Below are 18,836 nucleotides of genomic sequence, written 5' to 3'. Positions count from 1 at the left end.
AATGACTTCTGTTCAGTCCTCGACCCGGTTGCTTTGCGGCAATCGGGTTCTTGATTTGGCCCTGACGCACGTCATGGGTATTCTCAACGTCACTCCCGATTCGTTTTCTGATGGCGGCCAATTTAGCCAGCTCGACGCGGCCCTGCGCCACGCTGAGGCTATGGTGGCGGCCGGTGCGACGTTGATTGATGTCGGTGGCGAATCGACCCGGCCGGGTGCCAGGGTGGTTTCACCGCTGGAAGAGCTTGAGCGCGTAGCTCCGGTCGTCGAACGGATACACCGCGAGCTGGATGTAATTATCTCGGTCGACACTTCCACCCCGGCTGTCATGCGCGAAGCCGCGCGACTTGGTGCGGGGTTGATCAATGACGTGCGTTCTCTGCGGCGCGATGGCGCTCTGGATGCGGCTGCGGCCACTGGCCTGCCAGTCTGTCTGATGCATATGCTCGGTGAACCGGGCGACATGCAGGATAATCCGCAGTATCAGAACGTCACGAAAGAGGTGGGCGAGTTTCTCGCCGAGCGCATGGCTCAGTGTGCGTCGGTAGGAATTACGGCGGACCGGATCATCCTTGATCCGGGCTTTGGCTTCGCAAAAACCTTGCAGCACAATCTAAGCTTGTTCAAGCATATGGAGGCCTTGCATGCCTTGGGGCGGCCCCTGTTGGTCGGGGTCTCGCGAAAGAGCATGATAGGTCAGGCATTGAATCGTCCGGTTGGCGAGCGTCTGTATGGTGGTCTGGCGCTTGCAGCGCTGGCTTCGGTCAAGGGGGCGCGTATATTGCGCGTCCATGATGTGGCCGAAACCGTCGATGTGTTGCGAATGATCGCTGCAGTGGAATCAGCCGAATAAGAATGATGGAGCACTTATGACTAAAAAATACTTTGGCACCGACGGCATTCGTGGTCGGGTCGGCGAATATCCGATTACTCCTGACTTCATGCTCAAGCTCGGCTGGGCTGCTGGCATGGCGTTCCGCAAAATGGGCGCCTGCAAGGTATTGGTGGGCAAGGACACGCGGATCTCAGGCTATATGTTCGAATCTGCGCTCGAGGCCGGGCTTACGTCGGCAGGTGCCGATGTCATGCTCCTGGGTCCGATGCCGACACCGGCCATCGCCTACCTGACTCGTACCTTCCAGGCCGAAGCGGGCATCGTGATCAGTGCTTCGCACAACCCTCACGATGACAATGGCATCAAGTTTTTCTCCGGGAAGGGCACCAAGCTTCCTGATGAAGTCGAGCATATGATCGAAGAGTTGCTCGACACCCCGATGACCGTGGTTGAATCGAGCAAGATCGGCAAGGTATCGCGCATCAACGATGCTTCAGGCCGCTATATCGAATTCTGCAAAAGCAGCGTCCCGACCGGCACCAGCTTTGCGGGCCTGAAGATCGTGATCGACTGCGCTCACGGTGCGACCTACAAGGTGGCGCCTAGTGTATTCCGTGAGCTGGGGGCCGATGTCGTTGTGCTTTCTGCTCATCCTAACGGCCTGAACATCAATGAAAATTGCGGTTCGACCCATATGGGGCCGCTGCAAGCTGCTGTATTGGCCGAGCATGCTGATTTGGGTATCGCCTTTGATGGTGATGGTGACCGCGTTCAGATGGTTGATCATACCGGTACTGTTGTCGACGGTGATGAACTGCTGTTCATCATTGCTCGCGACCTGCATGAGCACGGCAAGTTGCAGGGCGGTGTGGTCGGTACGCTGATGAGTAACTTGGGGTTGGAATTGGCCCTGGCGGATCTCGCAATTCCTTTTGTGCGGGCCAATGTTGGCGACCGGTACGTAATCTCTGAGTTGCTGGAGCGCGATTGGCTGGTGGGTGGTGAGAATTCGGGCCACATTGTCTGCTTCAACCACACCACCACCGGTGACGCGATCATTGCCGCATTGCAGGTATTGATGGCGCTGAAGACCCGCTCCGAGGGGCTGGCGCAATCGCGTCAGGCGCTGCGCAAGTGCCCTCAGGTGCTGATCAATGTACGATTCGGCGGCGGTGCGAGCCCTCTTGAACATCCATCCGTCAAGGAGGCAAGCGAGCGCGTTACCAAGGCTATGGCGGGTCGTGGGCGCGTGCTGTTGCGCAAGTCCGGGACAGAGCCGTTGGTGCGGGTTATGGTCGAAGGCGAGGACGAAACACAGGTTCGCGGCTACGCCGAAGAGCTGGCAAAACTGGTTACTGAAGTTTCTGCCTGATTTCGGCTTGCCAGCCATGATTGTGTTGGGTAACATCTGCGCCCACTTTGACCGACGAGGTACAGCATGCGTCGCCCTATGGTAGCTGGTAACTGGAAGATGCACGGTACCCGCGCCAGCGTCGCTGAGCTGATCAATGGCCTTCGTCATCTGGCCTTGCCGAGCGATGTTGATGTAGCGGTATTCCCGCCTTGTTTGCATATCAATCAAGTGATTGATGGCTTGAAGGATGAGTCGATTTCGGTCGGCGCGCAGAACTCTGCGGTGGAATCCATGCAAGGTGCATTGACCGGTGAAGTTGCGCCGAGTCAGTTGGTGGATGCAGGTTGTTCCCTGGTGCTTGTCGGGCACTCCGAGCGCCGCCAGATAATGGGCGAGCAGGACGGAATGCTGATTCGCAAGTTCGCAGCGGCACAGGCATGTGGCTTGATTCCGGTGTTGTGCGTAGGGGAGACCCTTGAAGAGCGCGAGGCTGGAAAAACTCTTGAGGTTGTCGGGCGTCAGCTAGGCAGTATCATAGAAGAGCTGGGTGTTGGTGTCTTTGCAAAGGCAGTAATCGCTTACGAGCCGGTCTGGGCCATTGGTACCGGGCTGACTGCTTCGCCGCAACAGGCGCAGGATGTGCATGCAGCCATTCGCGCTCAGTTGGCGGCAGAGAATTCTGAGGTCGCACAAGGTGTGCGGCTTCTATACGGCGGCAGCGTGAAGGCGGCCAATGCGGTCGAACTGTTCGGCATGCCGGATATCGATGGGGGGCTCATTGGTGGGGCTTCCCTGAATGCAGATGAGTTCGGTGCGATTTGTCGCGCCGCGGGAAACTGAAAAAATGCTGGAAACAGTCGTAGTCGTTTTTCATCTGCTGGGTGCATTGGGCGTAGTTGCTCTGGTATTGCTGCAGCAGGGTAAAGGTGCGGATGCTGGCGCGTCTTTCGGAGCAGGTGCTTCAAATACTGTGTTCGGAAGCCAAGGTTCCTCTACCTTTCTTAGTAAGTTTACTGCTATACTTGCCGCCGGTTTCTTCATAACCAGCTTAGGGTTAGGTTACTTTGCTAAAGAGAAGGCTCACCAGCTGACTCAAGTAGGTTTGCCAAACCCGGCAGTGTTGGAAGTTCCAAAGCAACAACCGGCTTCTGATGATGTCCCGGTGCTTCAAGAGCAAAAGTCGGCTACTCCAGCGACTGACGTACCTCCAGCTCAAGAGCAAAAGTAAGAAGGGTTTCAAACGTAGTATTGCCGAGGTGGTGGAATTGGTAGACACGCAACCTTGAGGTGGTTGTGCCCATAGGGTGTAGGGGTTCGAGTCCCCTTCTCGGTACCAATTATCAGGAGAGCCCGCTGTTGCGGGCTTTCTTGTAGGTGGAAGGTTACATTGACCCTGTCAGGGATCGGTCGTATACTTCCGCCCCAGCTTTGTCGCGGGGTGGAGCAGTCTGGTAGCTCGTCGGGCTCATAACCCGAAGGTCGTCGGTTCAAATCCGGCCCCCGCAACCAGTTTAAGGAGCCCCTTTTAAGGGGCTTTTTGTTAGCTGGACACTTTCAACGCCGCTGTTCGACGGCGTTTCAAGGATGGGCGTTTCGCCCATTTTTTTATTTTGCACAGCATGCACATACATGCACGAGGGGGTTCAGGTGTCGAGCAAGCTAGAAGAGTTGCAGGCCTTGCTGGCCCCGGTGGTCGTGGCCCTAGGCTATGAATGCTGGGGTATTGAGTTTTCGGCTCAAGGTCGCCACTCAATGTTGCGCGTTTATATCGATAAAGAGGGCGGCGTGCTGGTGGACGATTGTGCCATCGTCAGCCGTCAGATCAGCGGTGTCCTGGATGTTGAAGATCCAATCGCCGTTGAATACACCCTTGAAGTTTCCTCGCCTGGCATGGAACGCCCGCTGTTCACTATTGAGCAGTTTGCAAAATTTGCCGGTGAACAAGTGAAGATCAAGCTGCGCTCGCCTTTTGAAGGCCGACGCAACTTTCAGGGCCTTCTGCGCGGTGTAGAAGAGCAGGACGTCGTGGTGCAGGTAGAAGACCATGAGTTCCTGTTGCCGATCGATATGATCGACAAGGCCAACATTATTCCCAGTTTTGACTGAGACGCGGATCCCGCGGATCCAATGGCTTGCGAAAGGCGAGGCGTACGATGAGCAAAGAAGTACTGCTGGTTGTTGAGTCGGTATCCAATGAAAAGGGCGTACCGGCAACCGTAATTTTTGAAGCGCTGGAGCTGGCCCTGGCCACTGCTACCAAAAAACGTTTCGAGGACGAAGTCGATCTGCGTGTGGAAATCAATCGCCACACCGGTGCTTACGAGACATTCCGTCGCTGGACGGTCGTCGAAGAAGCAGACCTGGACGATCCGGCCATCGAAACCTGGCCGAGCAAGGTTGCAGAAACGCATCCTGGAGCCCAGGTTGGCGATGTAGTCGAAGAAAAGATCGAATCCATCGAGTTCGGCCGCATCGCTGCACAGACTGCCAAGCAAGTCATTGTGCAGAAAGTTCGCGAAGCCGAGCGCGCTCAAGTCGTTGATGCCTATCGCGAGCGCCTGGGGGAAATCATCTCCGGCACCGTGAAGAAAGTGACCCGCGACAACGTGATCGTCGACCTGGGCAACAACGCTGAAGCGTTGCTGGCTCGCGAAGACATCATTTCTCGCGAAACCTTCCGGGTTGGCGTGCGTCTGCGTGCGCTGCTCAAGGAAATCCGCACCGAGAACCGCGGCCCACAGTTGATCCTGTCGCGTACCGCGCCGGAAATGCTGATCGAGTTGTTCCGCATCGAAGTGCCGGAAATTGCTGAAGGCCTGATCGAAGTAATGGCCGCATCCCGTGACCCGGGTTCGCGTGCCAAGATTGCGGTCCGCTCCAAGGACAAACGCATCGACCCGCAAGGCGCTTGCATCGGTATGCGCGGTTCGCGCGTCCAGGCAGTGTCGGGTGAGTTGGGCGGTGAGCGTGTGGACATCGTCCTGTGGGACGACAACCCGGCTCAGTTCGTGATCAATGCAATGTCGCCGGCTGAAGTGGCGGCAATTATCGTTGACGAAGATGCCCATGCAATGGACATCGCCGTTGGCGCAGACAATCTGGCTCAGGCCATTGGTCGGGGTGGTCAGAACGTGCGTCTGGCTAGCCAGTTGACTGGCTGGACCCTGAACGTGATGACCGAATCGGACATCCAGGCTAAGCAGCAAGCAGAAACCGGCGACATCCTGCGCAACTTCATCGACGAGCTGGAAGTCGACGAAGACCTGGCACAGGTGCTGGTAGATGAAGGCTTTACCAGCCTGGAAGAGATTGCCTACGTACCGTTGGAAGAAATGCTCAACATCGACGGCTTTGACGAAGAAACCGTCAACGAGCTTCGCGCTCGCGCCAAGGATCGTTTGTTGACCAAAGCCATCGCTACTGAGGAAAAGCTGGCAGACGCCCATCCGGCCGAAGACCTGCTCTCGCTTGAGGGTATGGACAAGGATTTGGCGATGGAACTGGCGGTGCGCGGCGTAATTACCCGCGAAGACCTGGCCGAGCAGTCTATTGACGACCTGCTCGACATCGACGGCATTGACGATGATCGTGCCGGCAAGTTGATCATGGCCGCCCGAGCCCACTGGTTCGAGTAATTAGGCGCGGCCTGAGGAGAGAAGTGCATGACGCAAGTCACGGTGAAACAACTGGCCGATGAGGTCAAAACACCGGTAGAGCGCCTGTTGCAGCAGATGCGTGAGGCAGGTCTGCCGCACACCGCCGCCGAAGAACATGTGACTGACAGTGAGAAGCAATCTTTGCTGACTCACTTGAAAAGCAGCCACAAGGCGAAAGTGGAAGAACCACGCAAGATCACGCTGCAGCGTAAAACCACCAGCACCCTGCGTGTTGCTGGCAGCAAAAGCATCAGCGTTGAAGTCCGTAAAAAGAAAGTTTTCGTACAGCGCAGCCCGGAAGAAATCGAAGCCGAGCGCAAACGCGAACTGGAAGAACGTCGCGCAGTAGAAAATGCTGCACGTCAGAAGGCTGAAGAAGAAGCCAAGCGTCGCGCCGAAGAAGAAGCGCGTCGCCAGCCTGCTGCTGCGCAATCCGCTACTAACGACGCCGTTGCAGCACCTGCTGCAGTTGCCGAGCCAGTACGTGAAAGCGCGCCGGTTGTGGCTGCTGCACCAGCGCCGTCTGCCGATGTTCGCAACAAGCAGAACGAACAGCGCCGTCCGGACAAACCACGTGCCGACGATAACAGTCGTCGTGGCAGTGGCGATGGTGAGCGCAAAAACGCTCCGCATCGTGCTTCGGTCAAGGAAAAAGCGCCTGCTCCACGCGTTGCCCCACGTACTACCGACGAAGAAAGCGATGGCTTCCGTCGCGGTGGTCGCGGCAAGGCCAAGCTGAAGAAACGCAACGCTCACGGTTTCCAGAGCCCAACCGGCCCTGTTGTGCGCGAAGTGAAGATCGGCGAGACCATCACTGTTGGCGATCTCGCCCAGCAGATGTCGGTCAAGGCTGCTGAAATCATCAAGTTCATGTTCAAACTGGGTACTCCAGCGACCATCAACCAGGTACTGGATCAGGAAACTGCCCAACTGGTTGCTGAAGAGCTGGGCCACAAAGTGACCCTGGTCAGCGACACCGCCCTGGAAGATTCCCTGGCCGAGTCCCTGAAGTTTGAAGGTGAAGCGTTCTCCCGTGCACCAGTCGTGACCGTAATGGGCCACGTTGACCACGGTAAGACCTCGCTGCTCGACTATATCCGTCGTGCCAAGGTAGCTGCCGGCGAAGCCGGTGGTATCACCCAGCACATCGGTGCGTACCACGTTGAAACCGAACGCGGCATGGTCACCTTCCTCGACACCCCGGGTCACGCCGCGTTTACCGCAATGCGTGCTCGTGGTGCCAAGGCGACCGACATCGTGATCCTGGTGGTTGCAGCGGACGACGGCGTAATGCCGCAGACCGTTGAAGCCGTTCAGCACGCCAAGGCTGCCGGTGTTCCGCTGGTTGTTGCAGTGAACAAAATCGACAAGCCGGGCGCTGATCTCGATCGCATCCGTAGCGAGTTGTCGGTTCACGGCGTGACTTCGGAAGAGTGGGGCGGCGACACCCCGTTCGTATCGGTTTCGGCGAAAGTCGGTACTGGCGTGGACGAGTTGCTCGAAGCTGTTCTGCTGCAAGCTGAAGTTCTGGAACTGAAAGCGACTCCTTCGGCCCCTGGCCGTGGCGTTGTGGTTGAATCGCGTCTCGACAAAGGTCGTGGCCCGGTTGCGACCGTTCTGGTTCAAGACGGTACCCTGCGCCAAGGCGACATGGTGCTGGTCGGTTCGAACTATGGCCGCGTTCGCGCCATGCTCGACGAGAACGGCAAGCCAATCAAGGAAGCGGGTCCTTCCATCCCTGTCGAGATTCTCGGCCTGGACGGTACCCCGGACGCTGGCGACGAGATGAGCGTAGTTGCTGACGAGAAGAAAGCCCGTGAAGTGGCTCTGTTCCGTCAAGGCAAGTTCCGCGAAGTCAAACTGGCCCGTGCTCACGCTGGCAAGCTTGAAAACATCTTCGAGAACATGGGTCAGGAAGAGAAGAAGACGCTCAACATCGTCCTCAAATCCGACGTCCGTGGTTCGCTGGAAGCGTTGAACGGTGCCTTGAACGGCCTGGGTAACGACGAAGTGCAAGTGCGTGTTGTCGGTGGCGGTGTCGGTGGTATCACCGAGTCCGACGCCAACCTGGCACTGGCCTCCAACGCTGTACTGTTCGGCTTCAACGTGCGTGCCGATGCTGGCGCTCGCAAGATCGTCGAGCAGGAAGGTCTGGATATGCGTTACTACAACGTGATCTACGACATCATCGAAGACGTCAAGAAAGCCCTCACCGGTATGCTGGGCAGCGATGTTCGCGAGAACATCCTGGGTACCGCTGAAGTGCGTGACGTGTTCCGTTCGCCGAAGTTTGGCGCGATCGCCGGTTGCATGGTTATCGAAGGTGTTGTTCACCGTAACCGTCCAATCCGTGTACTGCGTGAAGACATCGTTATCTTCGAAGGCGAGCTGGAATCCCTGCGCCGCTTCAAGGATGACGCTTCCGAAGTACGTGCCGGCATGGAATGCGGTATCGGCGTGAAGAGCTACAACGACGTCAAAGTCGGTGACAAGATCGAAGTCTTCGAGAAGGTTCAGGTTGCTCGCAGCCTCTAACTCGCGCACTTCAAGGGCCACGATGAGCCGCCGCATGCAGATGCGCGGCACAGCGTCAGGACTCTAAACGCAACGCCCGGTCTGGCTTTTGTCAGGCCGGGCGTTTGCCGCTTTCAGACCCTTCGGGTTTCACCGTGGGGCAGTAACAGGTAACAAGACATGGCAAAAGAATACAGCCGTACCCAACGTATCGGCGATCAGATGCAGCGTGAGCTGGCACAGCTGATCCGTCGTGAAGTCAAAGACCCGCGCGTCGGCCTGGTCACCATTACCGCTGTTGAAGTCAGCCGTGACGTCGGTCACGCCAAGATCTTCATCACCGTGATGGGTCAGGACAACGCAGAAGACATCGCGCAAAGCATCAAGGTGCTCAACTCCGCCGCCGGTTTCCTGCGTATGCAGTTGGCTCGCGAAATGAAGTTGCGCAGCGTTCCGCAGCTGCACTTCCACTACGACGAAAGTGTCGTGCGTGGCGCTCATCTGTCGGCATTGATCGAACGTGCAGTTGCTGAAGACAATCAGCATCCGGTTGCGGCAGAAGCCGAAGACACCAAGGAGTAATCGGTGGCTCAGGTCAAACGTATCCGTCGTAACGTCAGCGGCATCATCCTGCTCGACAAGCCGCTGGGGTTCACCTCCAATGCGGCGTTGCAGAAGGTCCGCTGGCTGCTGAACGCCGAGAAGGCCGGGCACACCGGCAGTCTCGATCCGCTGGCCACCGGCGTGTTGCCGTTGTGCTTCGGTGAGGCCACCAAGTTTTCGCAATACCTGCTCGATTCCGACAAGGGTTACGAGACCCTGGCGCAACTGGGCAAGACCACCACCACGGCCGATGCCGAGGGTGATGTTTTGCTGGAACGCCCGGTGACCGTTGGTCGCGCCGATGTCGAAGCAGTACTGCCGAAATTTCGTGGGCAAATCAGTCAGATACCGCCCATGTACTCGGCGCTCAAACGTGATGGCCAGCCGTTGTACAAGCTGGCCCGGGCAGGTGAAGTAGTGGAGCGCGAACCGCGTTCTGTTACTATTACGCGCTTGGAATTACTGGCCTTTGAAGGTGATACTGCGCGGCTTGCAGTGGATTGCACCAAAGGTACCTATATCCGCACCCTGGTGGAGGATATCGGTGAGCAACTCGGTTGTGGCGCTTACGTTGCTGAACTGCGACGTACCCAGGCCGGGCCTTTCACGCTGGCCCAGACGGTCACGCTGGAAGAGTTGGAAGCGGTACATGCCGAAGGCGGCAACGAAGCGGTCGACCGCTTCCTGATGCCATCGGACAGCGGCCTGCTGGATTGGCCACTGTTGCAGTTCTCGGAGCACAGCTCGTTCTACTGGCTTAACGGCCAACCGGTACGAGCCCCGGATGCACCGAAGTTCGGCATGGTACGGGTACAGGATCACAATGGTCGCTTCATCGGTATCGGTGAAGTGAGCGAAGACGGGCGCATCGCGCCACGTCGACTGATTCGGTCAGAATGACCGAACGAGGGTGGCTGTTAACAGGCACGGTCACTACTCATTTTTAGATACAGGGATTTGTCCCTGGCCTGTTGAAGCTGTTTCTTTGAAACAGTTTCCTGATAAAAGGATTGCCTCATGGCTCTCGACGTTCAAGAAAAAGCTCAAATCGTAGCTGACTACCAGCAAGCTGTTGGTGACACTGGTTCGCCAGAAGTGCAAGTTGCACTGCTGACCCACAACATCAACAAGCTGCAAGGTCACTTCAAGGCCAACGGTAAAGATCACCACTCCCGTCGTGGTCTGATCCGCATGGTAAACCAGCGTCGTAAGCTGCTGGACTACCTGAAAGGCAAGGATCTGGGTCGTTATCAGACTCTGATCGGTCGCCTGGGTCTGCGTCGCTAATAAGCGATTGCGCTAGAGGTTGGTTGTCTGTCGTACGTCAGTGGGTTTCCCGCTGGCGCATGGCAGGCTCCCAGCCTCAAGTTTTATCTGGATACCTGCTTTACCTGGACAATGACAGTCGGGCCGATTCCCGGCGTTGCCCAAGAATTTCGCAAGAAGACAAGTTCCCCAAGAGCCACAAAAGAAGGTAGGACACCGTGAACCCGGTAATCAAAAAATTCCAGTTCGGTCAGTCGACCGTTACCCTCGAGACTGGCCGTATCGCCCGTCAGGCCTCCGGCGCAGTATTGGTCACCGTTGACGACGACGTCAGCGTGTTGGTGACTGTGGTCGGCGCCAAGCAAGCCGATCCAGGCAAGGGCTTCTTCCCTCTGTCTGTTCACTACCAGGAAAAAACTTACGCTGCCGGTAAGATCCCTGGCGGTTTCTTCAAGCGTGAAGGCCGTCCTTCCGAGAAAGAAACCCTGACTTCCCGACTGATCGACCGTCCGATCCGTCCGCTGTTCCCAGAAGGCTTCATGAACGAAGTGCAGGTTGTCTGCACCGTCGTTTCCACCAGCAAGAAGACCGATCCGGACATCGCTGCGATGATCGGTACCTCGGCTGCGCTGGCCATCTCCGGCATTCCTTTCGATGGCCCGATCGGCGCTGCCCGCGTTGCGTTCCACGAAAGCACCGGCTACCTGCTGAACCCGACTTACGAACAACTGAAAGCTTCGAGCCTGGACATGGTCGTTGCCGGTACTTCGGAAGCCGTTCTGATGGTTGAATCGGAAGCCAAAGAGCTGACCGAAGACCAGATGCTGGGCGCGGTACTGTTTGCTCACGACGAGTTCCAGGTCGTGATCAACGCCGTTAAAGAACTGGCCGCTGAAGCTGCCAAGCCGACCTGGACCTGGGCTCCACAGCCAGAAGCCACTGCTCTGCTGGGCGCTATCCGTGCCGAGTTCGGCGACGCGATCTCCCAGGCTTACACCATCACCATCAAGGCCGACCGTTACGCTCGCCTGGGTGAGCTGAAAGACCAGGTAGTTGCCAAGCTGTCCGGTGAAGAAGGTCAGCCTTCCTCCAGCGAAGTCAAAGCGGCTTTCGGCGAAATCGAATACCGCACCGTTCGCGAAAACATCGTTAACGGCAAGCCACGTATCGACGGTCGCGACACCAAGACCGTACGTCCGCTGAACATCGAAGTCGGTGTTCTGCCGAAGACCCACGGTTCGGCTCTGTTCACCCGTGGCGAAACTCAGGCTCTGGTTGTTGCAACTCTGGGTACTGCCCGTGACGCACAGCTGCTGGACACCTTGGAAGGCGAGAAAAAAGACCCGTTCATGCTGCACTACAACTTCCCTCCGTTCTCGGTAGGTGAGTGTGGTCGCATGGGTGGCGCTGGTCGTCGCGAAATCGGTCACGGCCGTCTGGCTCGTCGTTCGGTTCAGGCCATGCTGCCTGCTGCCGACGTGTTCCCGTACACCATCCGTGTTGTGTCGGAAATCACCGAGTCCAACGGTTCGAGCTCCATGGCTTCGGTCTGCGGCGCTTCCCTGGCTCTGATGGATGCCGGCGTTCCGATGAAGGCACCGGTTGCCGGTATCGCCATGGGCCTGGTTAAAGAAGGCGAGAAGTTCGCCGTCCTGACCGACATCCTGGGTGACGAAGACCACCTGGGCGACATGGACTTCAAAGTAGCCGGTACCGCCAAAGGTGTTACCGCGCTGCAGATGGACATCAAGATCAAAGGCATCACCGAAGAAATCATGGAGATCGCTCTGGGCCAAGCCCTGGAAGCGCGCCTGAACATTCTCGGTCAGATGAACCAGATCATTGGCCAGTCGCGTACCGAACTGTCGGAAAACGCTCCGACCATGATCGCGATGAAAATCGACACCGACAAAATCCGTGATGTCATCGGTAAAGGCGGCGCGACCATTCGTGCGATCTGTGAAGAGACCAAGGCTTCGATCGACATCGAAGACGACGGCTCGATCAAGATCTTCGGCGAAACCAAGGAAGCGGCTGAAGCAGCACGTCAGCGCGTTCTGGGCATCACCGCTGAAGCTGAAATCGGCAAGATCTACGTCGGTAAGGTTGAGCGCATCGTCGACTTCGGCGCATTCGTCAACATCCTGCCTGGCAAGGACGGTCTGGTTCACATCTCGATGCTGAGCGACGCTCGCGTAGAGAAAGTGACCGACATCCTGAAAGAAGGCCAGGAAGTGGAAGTACTGGTACTGGACGTGGACAACCGCGGCCGTATCAAGCTGTCCATCAAAGACGTAGCAGCAGCCAAGGCTTCGGGCGTTTAATCACTCCCCACGCCTGACCGCTTCAACGTTATAAAAAATGCCCCGCAGTGAAAACTGCGGGGCATTTTTTTGTCTGCGAAACAGCGCGTGAAGTTGCTGGCGCTTGAACCCGGTGCTAGGTTTAGCGCACCGCCCGTGTAGCTCAGTCGGTAGAGCAGCGCACTCGTAACGCGAAGGTCGCAGGTTCGACTCCTGTCTCGGGCACCATCCCCTGTTATTTCACCTTTCTGCTCAGATCTTCCACGGTCCGTTTGAGCTGATCCAGTTGATTGTCCTGATCGCTGACTTCCCGCTTCAGGCTGGACAAGTCGCTGGAGCTCGAGCTGGAACTCGATCCGGCACTGCGCTTGAGGTCTTCTACCTGGCTGGCAAGCCTTTTCAGGTCGTTTTCCTGTTCGCTGACTGTGCGCTTGAGGTCGGTCACTTCGCTGGCGTTGGCGCTGGAGCTCGAACCGTTGTGGCGCTTGAGTTCTTCGATAAGGCGCGCCTGTTCACTGACGGTTTTTTTCAGAACTTCCAGATCAGCCGTGCTGGTTTTAACAATTCTTTGTAATTGTTCCACTGCTTCGATACTAACGTCGGATCTGACCATCACGTCTGTGCCGTAATAGTTATGGTAAACGAGGAATTTATCGGAAGAAGAAGCGCTGTCGGATTTGTACTCCAAACCGGCCTGAGCGGTATTGGGCAGTGCCAGGCTTCCAAGAAGCAGGGCAGCCATGCCGGTTGCAAACAGGGTAGACGGACGCTTTGAAAAATTGCGCATCACCGGGTTCCTTGTGAAGTGCCTAGATGGCACATCGCTATGACTTTGCCTTTTGAACGTTGTTCCTGGGTATCGAAGGAAAATTTTCAGAAAGTGCGATCAGCGGTTTTTTTGTAGATTTGATGTAAAGAGTCGTATAAATCGTCCGCCAAAGGTCCTATATTCGGACTTTGCACACGTACCACTTTGCAGTTTTCAGATGATCCCCGAATGGTTCTGAAGGCCAGACAAACCGGGCTTCAAACGGTTTTTTGCGTCAGAGAGATCCTTGATGATCCAGATCCATCTTCCATTCCCCAGATCAAAGAGAACGCCATGACCGTTAAAGAATTGACCCAAGAAGCCAGACACGCAGAAGCGCTGAAGAAGTACTTGCTGGAATCGCCCCAGCTAGCCGAAGAGATCAAGGACTTGCCTGCCGACGATCAGAAAGACCAGATCCAGTGGGCGTTCGAGGATGAGGCAGAATCCCAGGGCTTGCAGCCGTGGGAGCTGACGCTCAAGTACACCTCAACCCCTGAAGAGTTCGAGGCTGCGCGCCTTGTTCTGCACAAGGAGGCTGCCGAGGTGTTGGGCGTCGAGTGGGAAGAGTACTGCGAGATGAATAATCTGGTGGTCTGATAAAAACGCCAGCCTCACGAGGCTGGCGTTTTTCATTCACGCAGGCGTTATCAGAGGCTCAGACGCATCGACAGATCGACAGCCTTCACATCCTTGGTCATCGCACCAATCGAGATGTAATCCACCCCGGTCTCGGCAATCGGTAGCAGCGTGCTTTCGTTGATGCCGCCGCTGGCCTCCAGTTTCGCCTTGCCGCCGTTCAGGCGCACGGCTTCGCGCATGTCATCCAGACTCAACTCATCGAGCATGATGATGTCGGCACCGGCCGCCAGGGCTTCCTTCAGCTCGTCCAGGCTTTCCACTTCGATCTCCACCGGTTTGCCCGGGGCAATCTTGTGCGCGGCTTTGATGGCCTCCGGGATGCCACCGCAGGCGGCAATATGGTTTTCCTTGATCAGGAAGGCGTCGTACAGGCCGATGCGGTGGTTGTGGCAACCGCCGCAGGTCACGGCGTACTTCTGCGCCAGACGCAGTCCCGGCAAGGTTTTACGGGTGTCGAGCAACTTCACCTGGGTCTCGGCCACGTAATCCGCCAGGTACTGCGCGCGCGTGGCCACGCCAGAAAGCAACTGCAGGAAGTTCAGTGCACTGCGTTCGCCCGTCAGTAGCGAGCGCGCCGGGCCTTCGAGGTGGAACAGCACCTGATTGGGTTTCACCCGCTCGCCATCGCGCACCTGCCAGTGCACCGCAACACGTGGGTCCAGCTGCCGAAACACAGTATCAACCCAGGCTGTGCCGCAGATGACGGCAGCGTCGCGGGTGATGATCGTGGCTTTGGCCAGGCGTTCGGCCGGGATCAGCTGTGCGGTGATGTCGCCGCTGCCGATGTCTTCGAGCAACGCACGGCGCACGTTGGCTTCGATTTCGGCGGTCAAATCGGCGAGACGTAGATTCGGCATAACGGACTCCACAAACAAAGTGGCCCGATTATAGGGCCATGGCGCTGGGCAACCCAAGGCATCAGAGGCGTTCCCATCGCTCTGAAACCTGCATTTGGTCGATTCGCCTGATCAATCGGCCCTGAGTCAGCGTCTGCCAAAGTGTCTATTTCAATGTGAAACGCAGAGTCTGCTGGTAGAGGGGACATCTTTTGCAAGATAATCCGCCTTGCTTTTGACGTCATGGCTTTGACGTGGATTTGAATGGACGACTTCGAAGACTCACCGTTTCAGGAGGCCTGAATGCACAACGACGGGAATGTAGTGCCTTTGCACAAGGTTGCTACCGACCAGGCGACTCACTCGCCGCTCGCCCGCCTGCCTGTGATTCTGCTTCAGGTTCGCGACAAGGCCGCCCAACAGCTCAGGCATGGCTTGCAGGAACTGTTCGATAACGCCGACGACACGCTGTTCGAGATGGCCGACCGGGCCCGCAATGACATCGAACAGAACCTCTTCTTCAAAGCCATGCGCGACTTGCGCCTCAAGCGCAAAAACATCGAGCGCGGCTTTCTCGAACAATTCTTCGAGGCTTTTGTCAGCCTCACCCAGTACGACACCACTCAGTCTGCCTTGCCCCAGGCGTTGGCCTTCGACGCCTCGGTGGGGCAGCCCAATGACGACATGGAGCGCAGCGTGGCAGTGGAGGCGATGGTCAGCAAAGTGCTGAACCGCGACGGCTTCGCCCTGGACCAACTGACCGCCCGACTCAGCGCACTGCTGGGCAGGGAACTGCTCGATCAGCACAATCCCATGGGGCCGGCGATGCTCTGCGAGTACTTTATGCAGGCCGGGCGCAACCTGGGGGTGGAGATCAAGGTCAAGCTGATCATCCTCAAACTGTTCGAACGCTATGTGCTCAGGGATGCCAATCAGCTCTACGCCGAAGCCAATCAGTTGCTGGCCGCCACCGGTGTGCTGCCCGACCTCAAGCCCGCCCCTGCGCGTCGGTCCACGGATCGTGCGGCTGCCAGCGTCGGTACTGAACCCGCACAGGCCAACACTCGTGTCGGTGGCCCGCCGATCGACGACAGCGTGCAGGAGGTTTTCGCGGCGTTGCAGGAGTTGCTGTTTCACGTGCGTGGCAGTGTCGCGCCAACGCTCGAAGCCAGTGCCCAGACCCAGCCGATTTCCACCCGTGACCTAATGCGCCTGCTCTCGCACTTGCAGCAATACGTGCCGGCGCCGGCAGCCCAGGATGACTTCGATCTGCGAAACCAGCTCGAACAGCTGCTGACCCGGGTCAGCGTTAAAAGCGGCAAGTCACGCGTGGTCGGGGTGGCTGACGAAGACGTGATCAACCTGATTGCCATGCTCTTCGAATGCATCCTCGATGACCGCAACCTGCCGGACTCGCTCAAGGCGTTGATCGGCCGTTTGCAGATTCCGATGCTGAAAGTGGCGGTGCTCGACAAGAGCTTCTTCAGCCGCAGCAGTCACCCGGCCCGGCGCCTGCTCAATGAAATCGCCACCGCAGCCATGGGCTGGGGCGAGTGCGATGACCATGAGCGCGACAGCCTGTATCTGCGCATCGAGCAAGTGGTGCAACGGTTGCTGAACGATTTTGTCGATGATCCGGCGGTCTTTTCCGAATTGCTCGCGGATTTTCTCGCCTTCACCAGCGACGAGCGCCGTCGCAGCGAGCTGCTGGAGCAACGTACCCGTGACGCCGAAGAAGGCCGCGCCAGGACTGAACTGGCCCGTCAGCGCGTCGAACAGGTGCTGAATCAGGCCTTGTTGGGCAAAGTATTGCCGCAACGGGTGGTGGTGTTTGTTCAGGAAGCGTGGAGCCAGGTGTTGCTGCTGACCTGTCTCAAGCACGGCGATCAGTCGGCCGAGTGGCACGCCGATGTGCAGTCCATGGAGCAATTGATCTGGAGCGTGCAGCGTCATGATGAACCCGATGCGAGCCTGCGCTTGTTGGCGCTGGTGCCAGGGTTACTCAAGTCGTTGCGCGACGGGCTGAGCAGTTCGGCCTTCGATCCGTTCGCCACCAGCGAATTTTTCAGTGAGCTGGAAGCCTTGCACGTTCAGCTGTTCGAACGTCCAGGGCAAAAGCTTGCACAGTCTGTCGATACACCGGTAATGGTCGAAGTGCGGCAGCAAGTCGTCCTGCGAACCGCGGACGAAGGGCCGGTCGATACGGCTTCAGTGCGCTTGCCTGAGGACGATGCCGGTCTGCTTCAGGTCGATCAACTGCGGTTGGGGGGCTGGGTCGAGTTTCAGGAAGACGAGGAAAACACCCTTCGTTGCAAGCTGGCGGCGATCATTGAAGCCACCGGCAAGTACATTTTCGTCAACCGCACCGGGATGAAAGTGCTGGAGCGCAGCCGCACCGGTCTGGCGCTGGAATTCCGTCGTGGCGCGGTGCGCGCGCTGGACGACACCTTGCTGTTCGACCGGGCGCTGGAGTCGGTGATCGGCAACCTGCGGCGCCTCAATCGCGGCAAGTGATCGCGCCCCGAGGGTCTATCGCGGCATACTGGGCGCCTACACAGTCGTCGTTGAAGGAACCTTTATGCAGTTGGACCCCGCGAGCGGTTGGTGTCAGGGCGTAGATATTTGCCCCTCGCCCAACTTCAATGCGCGCCCCTCGGGCGAAATTTCCCTGCTGGTGATCCACAACATCAGCCTGCCGCCGGCGCAGTTCGCTACCGGCAAGGTGCAGGAATTTTTCCAGAATCGTCTGGATGTCACGGAGCATCCCTACTTTGAAGGGATCGCCGACCTGCGTGTGTCTGCGCATTTTCTGATCGAACGTGACGGCACCGTCACTCAGTTTGTCTCTTGTCTTGAGCGTGCCTGGCATGCCGGCGTCTCGAGTTTTGAAGGCCGGGAAACCTGTAACGATTTTTCCGTGGGCATCGAACTTGAAGGCACGGATGATCTGCCGTTCACCGACGCTCAGTATCAAGCGTTGACGACCTTGACCCGACAGTTGCAAAGCGCCTTCACGGCCATCACCGCACAGCGCATTTGCGGGCATAGCGACATCGCACCCGGGCGCAAAACCGATCCGGGGCCGGCGTTCGACTGGGCACGCTATCGCGCCGCCCTGGCAAAAGCTGCTCTGGAAGATAAGGAGTAACAATGAGTTTTCTGGTGTTGCTGTTGGCGGTCTGGATCGAGAAGTTCTCGGCCCTGCGTCATCGGATTCAGCGCGATGGTGGATGGGTTCGCGAGCTGAACAAGCTTGAGGTCAGTCCGCGTCTGGCGAAAAGTCCGTGGCTGGTTTTGGTGATCCTGGTGTTGTTGCCAGTGGCACTGCTGGGTTTGCTGCTGCTGGTACTGGACCCGGTGGCTTACGGTCTGCTGGCGTTGCCGGTGCACCTGCTGGTGGTGATTTACAGTCTCGGTCGCGGTGATCTGTTGGCCGGTCTCGGGCCGTTTCGCGATGCCTGGCGCCGGGAAGACCTGCAAGCGGCCGCTCATGTGGCGAACCGCGACCTGGGGATCTGCGCCGATAGCGGCGAACAACTGCTGGAACGGGTCGAAGGGCATCTGCTGTGGGAGGCTTATCAGAGCTTTTTCGCGGTGATTTTCTGGTACTTCCTGCTGGGTCCGGTCGCCGCCCTGAGCTATCGACTGCTGGCCCTGGCCGAAGAACACGGGCAGAACCCGGCCGTGGTCGAGCGCGCGGCAAAACTGCGTCATGCGTTCGACTGGGTGCCGGTGCGTTTGTTGGCGGCGAGTTTTGCGTTGGTCGGCAACTTTGTCGCGGTCAGCCGAGTGATGTTGCACGAACTGCTGAACTGGAACATCAGCGCCGCCCAATTGATCGAGAAGGTCGGGCTGGTGGCCGGTGAAATCCCGGCACCGGTGGTCGGGCCTGACGGCATCAACAGCCTCGACCGGATCTGGGAACTGTTGCTGCGCGCGGCGGTGCTCTGGTACGCCGGTTTTGCGTTGTGGACCGTCCTTCCGTAAGCACACTGATCCCCTGTAATTGGATGGACTCG

General features: G+C 57.7%; 17 protein-coding genes and 3 tRNA genes. 18 read left to right on the top strand and 2 right to left on the bottom strand.

The features are described from left to right. The first annotated feature begins 1 nt into the window (after position 1). The 14 genes from folP to VD17_RS12210 all read left to right on the top strand — a co-directional run bounded on the left by folP (position 2) and on the right by VD17_RS12210 (position 12,759). Positions 2-853: a dihydropteroate synthase gene (gene folP, locus VD17_RS12275; protein ID WP_046054044.1), complete on the top strand. Its 852-nt coding sequence runs from the start codon at positions 2-4 to the stop codon at positions 851-853. A gap of 16 nt (positions 854-869) precedes the next feature. Further along, on the top strand, positions 870-2,207 hold the full coding sequence (glmM, locus tag VD17_RS12270; RefSeq protein WP_046054043.1) for a phosphoglucosamine mutase: 1,338 nt from the start codon (positions 870-872) through the stop codon (positions 2,205-2,207). Between the two features lie 66 nt (positions 2,208-2,273). Beyond that, positions 2,274-3,029, top strand: coding sequence for a triose-phosphate isomerase (tpiA, locus tag VD17_RS12265; protein ID WP_046054042.1), 756 nt, complete (start codon positions 2,274-2,276; stop codon positions 3,027-3,029). Between the two features lie 4 nt (positions 3,030-3,033). Further along, a complete protein-coding gene (gene secG / locus VD17_RS12260; protein ID WP_017336473.1) occupies positions 3,034-3,417 on the top strand; it encodes a preprotein translocase subunit SecG in 384 nt (127 codons plus the stop codon). A 22-nt stretch (positions 3,418-3,439) separates the two neighbouring features. Further along, positions 3,440-3,525 (top strand) — tRNA-Leu (locus VD17_RS12255). Between the two features lie 96 nt (positions 3,526-3,621). Next, positions 3,622-3,698, top strand: a tRNA-Met gene (locus VD17_RS12250). A gap of 138 nt (positions 3,699-3,836) precedes the next feature. Beyond that, a complete protein-coding gene (gene rimP, locus VD17_RS12245; RefSeq protein ID WP_010463487.1) occupies positions 3,837-4,295 on the top strand; it encodes a ribosome maturation factor RimP in 459 nt (152 codons plus the stop codon). A gap of 47 nt (positions 4,296-4,342) precedes the next feature. Next, the gene (gene nusA / locus VD17_RS12240) at positions 4,343-5,824 is read left to right on the top strand and encodes a transcription termination factor NusA (RefSeq protein ID WP_046054041.1); all 1,482 of its coding nucleotides are present in this window, start codon (positions 4,343-4,345) and stop codon (positions 5,822-5,824) included. 27 nt (positions 5,825-5,851) lie between these two features. After that, positions 5,852-8,380, top strand: coding sequence for a translation initiation factor IF-2 (gene infB, locus VD17_RS12235; RefSeq protein ID WP_033058116.1), 2,529 nt, complete (start codon positions 5,852-5,854; stop codon positions 8,378-8,380). 159 nt (positions 8,381-8,539) lie between these two features. Continuing rightward, complete coding sequence (gene rbfA / locus VD17_RS12230) at positions 8,540-8,941, top strand: 30S ribosome-binding factor RbfA (RefSeq protein ID WP_008149016.1); 402 nt, start codon at positions 8,540-8,542, stop codon at positions 8,939-8,941. 3 nt (positions 8,942-8,944) lie between these two features. Then, positions 8,945-9,862, top strand: a complete 918-nt coding sequence (gene truB, locus VD17_RS12225; RefSeq protein ID WP_008149014.1) for a tRNA pseudouridine(55) synthase TruB — start codon at positions 8,945-8,947, stop codon at positions 9,860-9,862. A gap of 117 nt (positions 9,863-9,979) precedes the next feature. Beyond that, the gene (gene rpsO, locus VD17_RS12220; RefSeq protein WP_003177875.1) at positions 9,980-10,249 is read left to right on the top strand and encodes a 30S ribosomal protein S15; all 270 of its coding nucleotides are present in this window, start codon (positions 9,980-9,982) and stop codon (positions 10,247-10,249) included. Between the two features lie 197 nt (positions 10,250-10,446). After that, complete coding sequence (pnp, locus tag VD17_RS12215) at positions 10,447-12,552, top strand: polyribonucleotide nucleotidyltransferase (RefSeq protein ID WP_008024453.1); 2,106 nt, start codon at positions 10,447-10,449, stop codon at positions 12,550-12,552. A 131-nt stretch (positions 12,553-12,683) separates the two neighbouring features. After that, positions 12,684-12,759, top strand: a tRNA-Thr gene (locus VD17_RS12210). 7 nt (positions 12,760-12,766) lie between these two features. Here VD17_RS12210 and VD17_RS12205 read toward each other — a convergent pair. After that, the gene (locus tag VD17_RS12205) at positions 12,767-13,318 is read right to left on the bottom strand and encodes a hypothetical protein (protein WP_046054040.1); all 552 of its coding nucleotides are present in this window, start codon (positions 13,316-13,318) and stop codon (positions 12,767-12,769) included. Positions 13,319-13,633: 315 nt separating this feature from the next. On the opposite strand from VD17_RS12205, the gene VD17_RS12200 reads away from it, so the two are divergent. Next, on the top strand, positions 13,634-13,939 hold the full coding sequence (locus tag VD17_RS12200; RefSeq protein WP_046046051.1) for a DUF6388 family protein: 306 nt from the start codon (positions 13,634-13,636) through the stop codon (positions 13,937-13,939). A gap of 50 nt (positions 13,940-13,989) precedes the next feature. Here the strand turns inward: VD17_RS12200 and nadC are convergent, their stop codons facing one another. Next, positions 13,990-14,838, bottom strand: a complete 849-nt coding sequence (nadC, locus tag VD17_RS12195; RefSeq protein WP_046054039.1) for a carboxylating nicotinate-nucleotide diphosphorylase — start codon at positions 14,836-14,838, stop codon at positions 13,990-13,992. Between the two features lie 282 nt (positions 14,839-15,120). Between nadC and VD17_RS12190 the strand changes: the two genes are divergently transcribed. From VD17_RS12190 to ampE, 3 genes are all read left to right on the top strand, one after another. Next, positions 15,121-17,331, top strand: coding sequence for a DUF1631 domain-containing protein (locus tag VD17_RS12190; RefSeq protein WP_046054038.1), 2,211 nt, complete (start codon positions 15,121-15,123; stop codon positions 17,329-17,331). 64 nt (positions 17,332-17,395) lie between these two features. Further along, positions 17,396-17,965: a 1,6-anhydro-N-acetylmuramyl-L-alanine amidase AmpD gene (gene ampD, locus VD17_RS12185; RefSeq protein ID WP_046054037.1), complete on the top strand. Its 570-nt coding sequence runs from the start codon at positions 17,396-17,398 to the stop codon at positions 17,963-17,965. A gap of 2 nt (positions 17,966-17,967) precedes the next feature. Continuing rightward, complete coding sequence (gene ampE / locus VD17_RS12180) at positions 17,968-18,804, top strand: regulatory signaling modulator protein AmpE (RefSeq protein WP_046054036.1); 837 nt, start codon at positions 17,968-17,970, stop codon at positions 18,802-18,804. The last annotated feature ends 32 nt before the right edge of the window (positions 18,805-18,836 follow it).

It is taken from the genome of Pseudomonas fluorescens (genome assembly GCF_000968015.1).
In the GTDB taxonomy this organism is placed as follows: domain Bacteria; phylum Pseudomonadota; class Gammaproteobacteria; order Pseudomonadales; family Pseudomonadaceae; genus Aquipseudomonas; species Aquipseudomonas fluorescens_W.
This window is presented reverse-complemented; position numbering and strand designations above follow the sequence as displayed.